Annotated in this window: 9 protein-coding genes; 8 read left to right on the forward strand and 1 reads right to left on the reverse strand. The window is 61.5% G+C overall.

Features of this window, described 5'->3' with window-relative positions; translation table 11 throughout:
* Positions 1-142: 142 nt before the first annotated feature.
* Positions 143-769, reverse strand: a complete 627-nt coding sequence (locus tag E4U03_RS11665) for a vitamin K epoxide reductase family protein (RefSeq protein ID WP_245207728.1) — start codon at positions 767-769, stop codon at positions 143-145.
* Positions 770-1,299: 530 nt separating this feature from the next.
* On the opposite strand from E4U03_RS11665, the gene E4U03_RS11670 reads away from it, so the two are divergent.
* The 8 genes from E4U03_RS11670 to nadD all read left to right on the forward strand — a co-directional run bounded on the left by E4U03_RS11670 (position 1,300) and on the right by nadD (position 11,067).
* Positions 1,300-4,368, forward strand: coding sequence for an Rne/Rng family ribonuclease (locus tag E4U03_RS11670; RefSeq protein WP_135013896.1), 3,069 nt, complete (start codon positions 1,300-1,302; stop codon positions 4,366-4,368).
* A 410-nt stretch (positions 4,369-4,778) separates the two neighbouring features.
* A complete protein-coding gene (rplU, locus tag E4U03_RS11675) occupies positions 4,779-5,090 on the forward strand; it encodes a 50S ribosomal protein L21 (protein WP_135013897.1) in 312 nt (103 codons plus the stop codon).
* Positions 5,091-5,143: 53 nt separating this feature from the next.
* Positions 5,144-5,401 (forward strand): 50S ribosomal protein L27, encoded by a 258-nt coding sequence (gene rpmA / locus E4U03_RS11680; RefSeq protein ID WP_135013898.1) that lies wholly within the window; start codon positions 5,144-5,146, stop codon positions 5,399-5,401.
* A 174-nt stretch (positions 5,402-5,575) separates the two neighbouring features.
* Positions 5,576-7,183, forward strand: coding sequence for a GTPase ObgE (gene obgE / locus E4U03_RS11685; protein ID WP_135013899.1), 1,608 nt, complete (start codon positions 5,576-5,578; stop codon positions 7,181-7,183).
* 215 nt (positions 7,184-7,398) lie between these two features.
* A complete protein-coding gene (gene proB / locus E4U03_RS11690; protein ID WP_135013903.1) occupies positions 7,399-8,508 on the forward strand; it encodes a glutamate 5-kinase in 1,110 nt (369 codons plus the stop codon).
* Between the two features lie 95 nt (positions 8,509-8,603).
* Positions 8,604-9,887: a glutamate-5-semialdehyde dehydrogenase gene (locus E4U03_RS11695; RefSeq protein WP_228066251.1), complete on the forward strand. Its 1,284-nt coding sequence runs from the start codon at positions 8,604-8,606 to the stop codon at positions 9,885-9,887.
* A 134-nt stretch (positions 9,888-10,021) separates the two neighbouring features.
* Positions 10,022-10,270, forward strand: a complete 249-nt coding sequence (locus E4U03_RS11700; RefSeq protein WP_135013901.1) for a hypothetical protein — start codon at positions 10,022-10,024, stop codon at positions 10,268-10,270.
* A 101-nt stretch (positions 10,271-10,371) separates the two neighbouring features.
* On the forward strand, positions 10,372-11,067 hold the full coding sequence (gene nadD, locus E4U03_RS11705) for a nicotinate-nucleotide adenylyltransferase (RefSeq protein ID WP_416220632.1): 696 nt from the start codon (positions 10,372-10,374) through the stop codon (positions 11,065-11,067).
* Positions 11,068-11,262: the final 195 nt, after the last annotated feature.

An 11,262-nucleotide genomic window follows, 5' to 3' on the forward strand; every position in this document is an offset into this window, starting at 1 on the left:
CTTGTTGGAAGAGGTGGATGAGTTGTTCTCGTTGGTGTTGGGTGAGTGAGCTTCGTGCTCGCATAGGAGATGCTCCCCATTAGTTGGTGACTGTTTTTTAGTAGTCCAACTTATGGGGAGCAGTTCAACTATGGGGAGGGGTTTAGAACATTCCCATAATCACATCGAAGAAGCGGATGAAGATAATGCCAAAGAGCAAGATGTAGACCAGGATGATAGAGAACCAGATCCAGTTGGGGGCTGCATGGCGGATGCTCTCAGAAGCTGGGATAACCCCGGCGTGGATATTGCGGGTGGTGACCTTCACGAAAATTGCGGTCTGCATAATCCACACGATCATGCAGAAGAGGCAGAGGGCGTTGATGTCGAAGGTGGTGTTGTACCAGAGCCAGAGCACAAAGGCCATGGCCAGGGTGTGGCCCACCTGCATGGCTACCCAGTACCAGCGGGCGAAGGACGCCCCGGCAATCAGGGCGGTAGCGATAGCCAGCACGATAGCGTAACCAGCGATACCGATAAAGGGGTTGGGGAAGCCAAAGGCTTCTGCCTGCCAGGTACGCATGACGGTGCCGCAGTTGAGCAGGGCGTTAATATCGCAGACCGACCGGTGGGCACCGTCCATGTAAATCTGTAGGCGCTCGTAGACCAGCATGGCGGCGGCTCCGAAGGCCAGCAGACCGGGAATGAGGGTGAACCAGCCGAGCCTGCGATCGAGCTGGGCCTGGCTGATACCGCTCTCAGTATCGGGGATGTTCACGGGGGTAGACACAGTGAATCCTTAGGCTGTATAAAACTTTCTTTCCCCATACTACGGGGCAGGCTCCAAGCCCGCCCGGTTTTACGGGGCGGGGGCAGGTTTTCTTTACTAAGTTCCCAGGTAAGGACGCCCGGGGCGAGCAGGTTTGAGCAGGGCGGCCCTGTGCGGGGTGAGTTCGGTTCTAGATGGGGTGAAAAGAGCCCGGGTGTGAGAGAATGGGTGTGGTAGTGTGCCGCCCGCCCGCGGTAGCGCTACCCAGCAGGCACCCCGAAACGGCCGGTGACGCACTGCCTACCCGCAGGCGTCCTTACCGTCAAGCCCCATCAAGTGCAGCCCTAGCGCTGCCTCGGGTTGTTGCCGCTGGCCCGGTTCCCCTCGGCATGGAGCACAGAAGCCTTGACCTGCCGAGTACGCCAAGGAGCTCACGGTTGAGCCGGGTAGTCAAGGATTTCGGCGGACCACCCCTTAGGGTAGGGACCGCCGACTACAGGCAAGACCACTGGTGCGGCAGGGGCATACGAACACAAGGAGAGTGAACGCTGATGAGCAGCGAACAGTCCGAGGTTGTAGAAAACCTTGAAGAAACCCAGGCTGCAGAAGCTACCGCAGCTGCTGAACAGGTTGCCGAAGTAAGCACCGAGCCCCAGCTCGACGAGGCAGCAGAAACTGAGGCAGAGCCTGCAGAAGCAGAAGAAGCCCTCGCCGAAACCGCTGAAGAGCCTGCCGCTCCTCAGAAGAGCCTGCGTGAGCTCAAAGAAGAAGAGCTGGCCCAGGTCAACGCGGCTGTGAGCTCAAACAACCTGCTGTTCTACTCGCCCAACATGGACGAAATCATGGAGCAGCTGCGGGCCGAAAAGGAAGCCCGCCGTGAGGCCGAAGAAGCTGAGTGCCGTGAACGCCGCTTGGCTGACCTTGACCCCGAAATCACCTCCCACCGCCGTCGTCGCCGCCGCCGCGGGGACGCCGACCTGGAATTCGAAGGTGGCAGCGAGGGCGACCCCGAGGACACCATTGTTAAGGTGCGCGCCCCCCGCCTGTCTGACTCTCACAGCACCAACCGGGTTACCGGCGTCCGCGGCTCAACCCGCCTGGAAGCCAAGCGCATCCGCCGCCGCGAAACCCGCGCCACCGGCCGCCGCCGCCAGATTATTACCGAAGCTGAGTTCCTGGCCCGCCGCGAGTCCGTCGACCGCCAGATGCTGGTCCGCCAGAAGGACGACCGCATCCAGATTGGCGTGCTCGAAGACGGCGTTTTGGCCGAGCACTTTGTCTCCAAGACCCAGCAGGACTCCCTGATTGGCAACGTCTACCTGGGCAAGGTGCAGAACGTTTTGCCCTCCATGGAAGCTGCCTTCGTTGATATTGGCCGCGGCCGCAACGCCGTGCTCTACGCCGGCGAAGTGAACTGGGACGTCACCGGCCTCGACGGTGCCCCCCGCAAGATTGAAAACGCCCTCAAGGCAGGCGACTCTGTACTGGTGCAGGTCACCAAAGACCCCGTCGGACACAAGGGCGCCCGCCTGACCAGCCAGGTCTCCCTGCCCGGCCGCTACCTGGTCTACGTACCCGGTGGCTCCATGACTGGCATCTCCCGCAAGCTGCCCGACGTTGAGCGTCAGCGCCTGAAGAAGATCCTCAAGGACCGCCTGCCCGAGGATGCGGGCGTCATCGTCCGCACCGCCGCAGAAGGTGCCAGCGAAGAAGAGCTGAGCAACGACATCAACCGCCTGCGCGTGCAGTGGGAAGAAATCAAGGCCAAGAGCGAATCCCGCAAGGTGCTGGCCCCCGAACTGCTCTACCAGGAACCCGACCTGACCATCAAGACCGTGCGCGATGTCTTCAACGAAGACTTCACCTCCATGATGGTGCAGGGTACCGACGCCTGGGACTCCATCGAAGCCTACGTCACCTACGTTGCCCCCTACCTGCTGGACCGCCTGAAGAAGTGGGAAGAGGACGACGACCTCTTTGACCACTACCGCATCGAAGAGCAGCTGGCCAAGGCCCTGGACCGCAAGGTCTACCTGCCCTCCGGCGGCTCCCTGGTCATCGACCGCACCGAAGCCATGACCGTGGTGGACGTGAACACCGGCAAGTTCACCGGCTCCGGCGGCAACCTCGAAGAAACAGTCACCAAGAACAACCTCGAAGCAGCCGAAGAAATCGTGCGCCAGCTGCGTCTGCGCGACATCGGCGGTATCGTGGTCATCGACTTCATCGACATGGTGCTCGAATCTAACCGCGACCTGGTACTCCGCCGCCTGGTAGAGTGCCTGGGCCGTGACCGCACCAAGCACCAGGTTGCCGAAGTAACCTCCCTGGGTCTGGTACAGATGACCCGCAAGCGCATGGGCACCGGCCTGCTCGAAGTCTTCTCAGAGCCCTGTGAAGCCTGCGCCGGCCGCGGCATTCTCGTGCACGACCAGCCCCTGAAGGGCCGCTCCGGCGGCGCTAGCGACTTCATCCACCGCGCCGAACGCGATGACCGCAAGCGCTACCGCAACCAGAAGACCCAGAACCGCCGCGACTTCACCGAGGTAGACGAAGAGACCGAGCAGAAGACCGAGGCCCGTAAGGCTGCCCTGGCCAACATTGTTGCCGCCAGCGCCCACCACGAGGATGAGCAGGGCGAGACCGAGTCCAAGTCAGCCCGTAAGCGCAAGCGCCGCAAGCGCAACCGCCGCGCCGAGGCTGGCCTGGAGCTGGAGAACCAGCAGAACCAGGACGCCCGCGGCGAGCAGGTGCTCACCATCGGTGACGAGGTCATTGAGCTGCCCACCGGGGCGGACGCCGAAACCGAAGAGAGCATGGGGGAGCAGGGCTCCTTCACCCTCGAATCCCTGGCCGCTGTCTTTGAAGCCGAAGGCGACGCTGAGAAGGAGACCAAAGGACGTTCCGAGGAACGCTCAAAGGGCCGTCAGCAGTCCAAGCGCCGGGGCAGTAAGAAGCGCGAAGAGATTTCAGCAGATGATTTCTCAGCCAACTCCGACGCGTCTATGGACGTAGACCCCGAGGCTGACTCCCGCTTCACCCAGAACTCATCCCGACTCGACGCCATCCGCGCAGGCGAAGCCCGCGCCCGCGCCTCCCAGAAGGCCGGACGCGACTACGAACCCCGCGACGGTGAAGAATCAGCAAACTCAGGTGAACGCTCTGGCCGTAACGACCGAGCCGGCCGTGCAGACCGCACCGACCGCCGAGGCACCCGCAACCAGGACGAGTCAGGTAAGGGCCGCCCCCGCAAGCCCCGCCGCGCCTCAAGCTCCGACGTCCAGTACGTCGCCCCCATCGAGGTCGTAGCAGACCCGGCTGTCACCGGTGTCGCCACCCCCGGCAAGAAGGTCGAAGCACCCAACGAAACCCCCACCGAGGCGTCCGCCCCCTCAGCTGCCGCAAGTGAAGCGCCCCGCAAGAAGCGCCGCTCCCGCCGTGCCGTCAGCTCAGGTGCCGGCTCCACCGAGGTGCGCACCGAAGAAATCAAGGCCGCAACCGGTAGCTCCGTAGTCGCCAGCATCGACCAGGCTACTAAGCCTGCCGCATCCAGCGATGACGCCCCCGTCATGTTCGGCGTTGGTGTCTCAGCTGCAGATATCAAGCGGGCAGGTAAGTAAGGTAGCAACGGTAAATCAGGCTCGCAGCGAAGCTGTTGGCTCGGCGGCTGGCGTGAATCGCTTGTGAGCGCTAGCGGACCAGCGAGAGGGTCGGCAGCGAGCGCGAGCCTGATTTACCGTCCCCAGTACACCTTACTGCACCCTGAGGGGTTCACCACATATCTTGCTCAGCACCGGCTCACCACGTAGACTAGTGAGTCGGTGCTGTTTCCACAAGCAAGCGTTAGCGTGGACTCAGCTAGGCATATTCCATCCGGGATAAGGCCACACCATCTCAAAACGACAGAACCTGAAACCGCCCGGTGCGTACTGAGCAAACCGGGTCACCACCTTGCTGTTGAGCCCGAGTTCCTTTCAGGAAGACTCGTTTTGAACCATTAAAATGACGTCAAGAAGAAGTGAGTTCCCAAGTGGCATACGCAATTGTCCGCGCTGGCGGCCGCCAGGAAAAGGTCTCAGTTGGAGACCTGGTTACCCTTGACCGCGTCGCTGGTGAGCCCGGTAGCACCATTGAGCTGCCCGTGCTGATGCTGGTTGACGGCGACAAGGTCACCGTTGATGCAAAGTCCCTGGCTTCAGCCAAGGTCACCGCAGAAAAGATCGAAGACCTCCGCGGTCCCAAGATCGTTATTCAGAAGTACAAGAACAAGACCGGTTACAAGAAGCGTCAGGGCTTCCGCGCCGAACTGACCACCGTTAAGATCACCGCGATCAACGCATAAGTTCAGCTTAGACTGGTTTTATCCCAACATTCTTTGACCTAAGGTAGGCATCAATGGCACATAAGAAGGGCGCAAGCTCCACCCGTAACGGCCGTGACTCAAACCCCCAGTACCTCGGTGTTAAGCGCTACGGCGGCGAGACCGTCAACGCAGGCGAGATCCTCGTTCGTCAGCGCGGCACCCACTTCCACCCCGGCAACAACGTAGGCCGCGGTGGCGACGATACCCTGTTCGCTCTGGCAGCAGGCAAGGTCGAATTCGGTACCCGCAAGGGCCGCAAGGTAGTCAACATCCTTGCAGCCGCTGAGTAAGGTCTAAACACCTCACCTCAGTAGAAGGGCGATTACGGGGCAACTCGTAATCGCCCTTTTGTGTACCTCACCTCCGCAAAGCCGCCCAAGGAACGTCCGGCCACAGACCGGCACCGGGGCGACCCTGTAGACTAGATAACCAAACCAAACTTTTTTTTGAAGGAGCTTGCACTTGTGGCAGAATTTGTAGATCGCGTGGTCCTACACGTAACCGGTGGGCACGGTGGGCACGGCTGTGTCTCGGTTCGCCGTGAGAAGTTTAAGCCCCTCGGCGGGCCCAACGGCGGTAACGGCGGCAAGGGCGGCGACGTCATTCTGCGTGTAGACGCCCAGACCACCACCCTGCTCGAGTACCACCACAGCCCCCACCAGAGCGCCCTCAACGGTGACATTGGGCGTGGCGACATGTCCCACGGCTTCAACGGCCAAGACCTGATTCTTCCTGTACCCCAGGGCACCGTGGTCAAGGACCGCGACGGCAACGTACTGGCCGACCTGGTGCGCATCGGCGACGAATTCGTTGCAGCTGAAGGCGGCATCGGCGGTAAAGGTAACGCTGCCCTGGCCTCCACCAAGCGTAAGGCCCCCGGCTTTGCCCTGCTCGGTATTCCCGGTTCAACCCGCGATATCGTCCTAGAACTCAAGTCCATCGCAGATATCGCCCTGGTAGGCTACCCCTCAGCCGGTAAGTCCTCCCTCATCGCAGCAATTTCTGCGGCCCGCCCCAAGATTGCTGATTACCCCTTCACCACCCTGATTCCCAACCTGGGTGTGGTTCAGGCTGGCGATACCCGCTACACCGTAGCCGACGTTCCCGGCCTGATTGAGGGTGCCTCCGAAGGTAAGGGCCTGGGCCACCGCTTCCTGCGCCACGTGGAGCGCTCCAGCGCCCTGGTACACGTGATTGACTGCGCCACCTTAGAGCCCAACCGCGACCCCATCAGCGACTTCGATGTCATCCGTGGGGAACTTGAAAATTACGAGGTTGACCCCACCGCCGGCGTCACCGTGCCCCTCAATGAGCGCCCGCAGATTATCGTGCTCAACAAGATTGACGTGCCCGAAGCACGCGAGCTGGCTGAGTTCGTCCGCCCCATGTTTGAAGAGCGCGGCTACCGGGTCTTTAAAATCTCAACGGCCTCCCACGAGGGCCTCAAGCAGCTGACCTTCGCCATGGCAGAGCTCGTTGAAGCAGATCGCAAGGCCCGCAAGAAGAGCAAGAGCGCCTCCGCAGAGGACGTTGTTGTGGTCAAGCCCAAGGGCTTCCGCTCCAAGAAGCGCCAGGAATTTATCATCCGCAAGGAAGAGCGCAACCTTGAGCCCCTTTTCCGCGTCATTGGTGAGAAGCCTGAGCGCTGGATTAAACAGACCGACTTCAACAACGACGAAGCTGTGGGCTACCTGGCTGACCGCCTCAACCGCCTGGGCGTTGAAGATGAGCTCTTCAAGGCCGGCGCTGTTGCCGGTGACGCCGTAGTGTTTGGTGAAGAAGTGGATGCTGTGGTCTTTGACTGGGAGCCCACCATGGTTGGCGGCGCCGAGCTGCTCTCGTCACCGCGCGGTACCGATGCCCGCTTGGAAGAGCTGATTCGCCCCACCCGTGCCCAGCGCAAGGCTGAGTTCCACGAGCGTATGGACGCCAAGGCTGAAGCCCGTGCCGAGCTTGAGGCTGAGCGCGTAGCGGGTATCTGGACCGAGTCTGTCGACGAGGCCCGCGCCGCTAAGGCCAAGGCAGCTAAGGCTGAAAAACGGGCTGCCAAGCGCGCGGCAGAGGAAGAGTAAGAGGGGCTAGGGCGGTCTTCTTCGCCCCGCTCTTATTTCACTATGTGTAAGGAGTCGCCCCGGGGAGTGTGCCCGGGGCGACTCTGCTGTATATTCATAGAAGCTAAAGTTAACACTTTAAGGGAGCTAATCAATTGGATTTGAAGGACGCTTTCCAGGCCAGCGCCGAGTCACGCGGCAAGCACCGCCGCAGCCCCATCATCGAACGCTCCGACATGCCACGGGCTAAGCGGATCGTAGTGAAGGTTGGCTCTTCGTCCCTGACCTCCATCGAGAACTCCCTGGATGAGCTGGCTATCGCCACTATCTCCGATGTGCTGGCTAAGAAGAAAAAAGAGCACCCCTCAATCGAGCTGGTCTTTGTGTCCTCGGGTGCTATTGCTGCCGGCCTGGCTCCGCTGGGCCTGTCGCGCCGTCCTAAAGATTTGGCAACCCAGCAGGCGGCGGCGTCCGTCGGCCAGTCTCTGCTGATGAGCCGCTACACCGATATCTTTACCCGCTACGGCGTCACCGTTTCCCAGGTGCTGTTGACCGCCGAAGACCTCATGGCCCGGGACCGCTACCAGAACGCCCACCGCCAGCTAGAGCGCCTGCTTGACCTGGGGGTCATGCCCATTATCAATGAGAACGATGCGGTAGCTACCCGCGAAATCCGCTTCGGCGATAACGACCGTATTGCGGCCCTTGTGGCCCACACCGTTAAAGCCGATGCCCTGCTTCTACTCTCGGATGTGGATGCCCTCTACACCCGCCACCCCGACGAGGGCGGCGAGCGCGTGAGCAGTGTACACAACGAAGCTGACCTGGCGGGTCTGTCGATTGGGTCGGTGGGGTCAGCCGGTGTGGGCTCCGGTGGCATGGTCACAAAGGTGAAGGCGGCCCAGGTGGCGGCGGCGTCCGGAATCCCCGCCCTGGTTACGAGCGCGGCTCACGCCCGTGCCGCCTTTGCTGGTGAGGACGTTGGCACCTGGTTCTACGCCACCGGCGAGCGCCGCCCGGTGCAGACCCTCTGGCTGGAGCACCTTGCCGATATTGAGGGCTCAATTACCGTGGACGCGGGTGCTGCTGCCGCTCTGCGCCGCCGTCGTTCTTTGCTGGCAGCCGGTGTGCTGGGTGTTCAGGGCTCCTTTGAGGGCGGTAGCCCCGTGGCGATTGTTGATGAGGGCGGCGAGGTGCTGGCTCATGCCCTGAGTTCTTATACTGCCGGTGAGACCGCCCAGATGGTGGGTCTGCACACCGAGCAGATTCAGCGCGCCATGGGGGAGACCTACGACGGTACGGTAGCGCACGCCGATAATATTGCGCTGGTGGCCCCCTCCCTGTAGTAATCACCGGCCCCTAGTAATACTGGGCCCTTGCGCTGGTGCGCCGGTAGGATAGTTTCAAGGTTGTTCAACCCCCTATATATAAGGAGATGCTCATGGGCGAGCAGGTACACGTGAGTGACGATGTGATGCGGCAGGTCACCGATATGGCGGTGGACGCCCGTATCGCCTCCCGCCGTCTGTCTAAGGCCGATACCCGGTGGAAGAACCGGGCTTTGCTGGCTGTTGCTGATTCACTCGAAAAGCATTCGGCGGTGATTATCGAGCAGAACGCCCAGGATCTTGAACGGGAGCGGGCCGCCGGTATGAGCGAGGCCATGCTGGACCGCCTGCGTTTGACCGAGCACCGGGTGATTGAGCTTGCGGACGTCCTGCGCGAGCTGGTTGCCCTGCCCGACCCTGTAGGGGAGCTGGTGCGCGGTTCTACCCTACCGAACGGCCTGCGGATGCAGCAGGTGCAGGTGCCCTTGGGCGTGGTGGGTGCTATCTATGAGGCCCGCCCCAACGTAACGGTTGATATCGCTGGCTTAGCTATTAAGGCCGGTAATGCGGTGATGCTGCGCGGTGGCTCAGCTGCTGCCAAGAGCAACCAGGTGATTGTTCGTATTATCCGCGATGCCCTGCACGCTACCGGTCTGCCGATTGACTCGGTGCAGTCGGTGGACGAGTTTGGCCGTGAGGGCGCTACGGCCCTGATGCAGGCCCGCGGGCATATCGATGTGCTGATTCCGCGAGGGGGTCGCAGCCTGATTCAGTCGGTGGTGCAGAACGCTAAGGTGCCGGTGATTGAGACCGGCGAGGGCAATTGCCACATCTTCCTCGATGTCACTGCTGACCCGGCAAAGTCCGCGGAGATTCTGGTCAACGCCAAGACCCAGCGGCCGGGTACCTGCAATACCGTAGAAACCCTGCTCCTGGCTGAGGGCGCGAAAGCCGCCCCGGGCGTTCTTGCGGCCCTGGCCAAGGCGGGGGTTACCCTGCATGCGGACGCCGCCACCCGCGCCATCCTGCCCGAGGGCGTAGATGTGGTAGAGGCGACCGAGGAGGACTGGGCCACCGAATACGGCTCCCTGGACCTAGCGGTTAAGACCGTGCCCGATGTGCGGGCAGCAATCGCCCACATTCGTGAATACTCCACCGGCCACTCCGAGGCGATTCTGACCAACGACATCGCCAATGCCGAGAAGTTTATTCGCGACATTGACTCCGCGGCAGTGTATGTGAATGCCTCTACCCGGTTTACGGATGGCGGCCAGTTCGGCCTGGGTGCTGAGGTCGGTATCTCGACCCAGAAACTGCACGCCCGCGGCCCCATGGGCCTAGAACAGCTCACCACCACCAAGTGGATCGTGCGCGGCGACTGGCACAGCCGCGACTAAAAGCAGAAAAATCGGACCTGCTACCGGGTAAAGTCCCGCTCATAGAGCGCGAAACCCGGTAGCATGGTAATAAACCCATACTTTGACCGCACTGGCGCGGCCACACGCCGCCCAGCCTCGAAAGGTATACACACATGTTTTCATCTGTACTTGCATCAGGCGTCGCCGTACTTGCCTCAGAAGAAGGTAGCCACCAGCTCGAACTGCTCGGCATGCCCACCTACTGGTTCGCCATCATCGGCTTCATCTTCTTCGGCCTGCTCTTCCTGATTACCATCTCATTCTCAGGCCGCGGTGTTGTACGCCCCGACCACGCGGCAGACCACCTCTCCCACGAAGAGACCGAGGCCCTGCGCGACTACCAGAGCAAGCATAAGCGCTAAACTTTTCTCCACCACACTTCGGCGCGGTGCCCGCACCACCCCGGTTACCGGGGGAGCGGGCCCGCGCCGAAGCCGTACATACAAAAGCGAGCAGGAGACCCGTGATTCGTCCCGCCCATGAAATCCGACGTGAGCTCGGTATCCCCGAACCCGACCCCGCCACTACCCGCGTGGGGGTCATGGGTGGCACCTTCGACCCCATTCACCACGGGCACCTGGTTGCAGCCAGCGAAGTCGCTGCCGTGCTGAGCCTCGATGAAGTAATTTTCGTACCCACCGGCAACCCCTGGCAGAAGGCCAACAAACAGGTCACCGCACCCGAGCACCGCTACTTGATGACGGTGATTGCCACCGCTTCCAACCCCCGCTTCACCGTGAGCCGGGTCGACATTGACCGCCAGGGCCCCACCTTCACCATCGACACCCTCACCGACCTGCGTACCGAGCGCCCCAACGATGAGCTCTTCTTCATCACCGGTGCCGACGCCATGAGCCAAATTACCACCTGGAAAGAAGCCCACAAGATGTGGGATCTCGCCACCTTCGTGGCGGTCACCCGCCCCGGCCACGAACTGACCGTGCCCGAAGAAGCGCAGGGGCGCGTCCGCGTCATCGAAATCCCGGCGATGGCCATCTCATCGACCGACATCCGCGACCGGGCCCGCAACGACCTGTCTGTCTGGTACCTGGTGCCCGACGGGGTAGTGCAGTACATCAATAAATACAGCCTCTACACCGGCGACGAAACCGGCACCCCGGGCGGCGGCTACGTAGCTGGCCTGCCCCGGCTGAAATAAAACCAAAGACCACCTCAGCTAAGAACCTTCACCACCTGTCTGGCTTGGTAGCATTAACCACAAGAACCAGGCATCCCACTCAAGGAAACACTGTGAGCACACGACCCGATCAGGCCACGGACGGCCAGAACGACGAGACACCCGCCTACCTCACCGAAAGCTACCTCACCGAGGACGGGCTAGAAATCCCGCCCC

The organism is Rothia nasimurium (assembly GCF_004569295.1).
Lineage (GTDB): Bacteria > Actinomycetota > Actinomycetes > Actinomycetales > Micrococcaceae > Rothia > Rothia nasimurium_B.

Coding starts and splice junctions, on each gene's coding strand:
- E4U03_RS11700 (WP_135013901.1), top strand. CDS start 10,022: ATGTTTTCATCTGTACTTGCATCAGGCGTCGCCGTACTTGCCTCAGAA.
- E4U03_RS11695 (WP_228066251.1), top strand. CDS start 8,604: ATGGGCGAGCAGGTACACGTGAGTGACGATGTGATGCGGCAGGTCACC.
- proB (WP_135013903.1), top strand. CDS start 7,399: ATGCCACGGGCTAAGCGGATCGTAGTGAAGGTTGGCTCTTCGTCCCTG.
- rpmA (WP_135013898.1), top strand. CDS start 5,144: ATGGCACATAAGAAGGGCGCAAGCTCCACCCGTAACGGCCGTGACTCA.
- E4U03_RS11670 (WP_135013896.1), top strand. CDS start 1,300: ATGAGCAGCGAACAGTCCGAGGTTGTAGAAAACCTTGAAGAAACCCAG.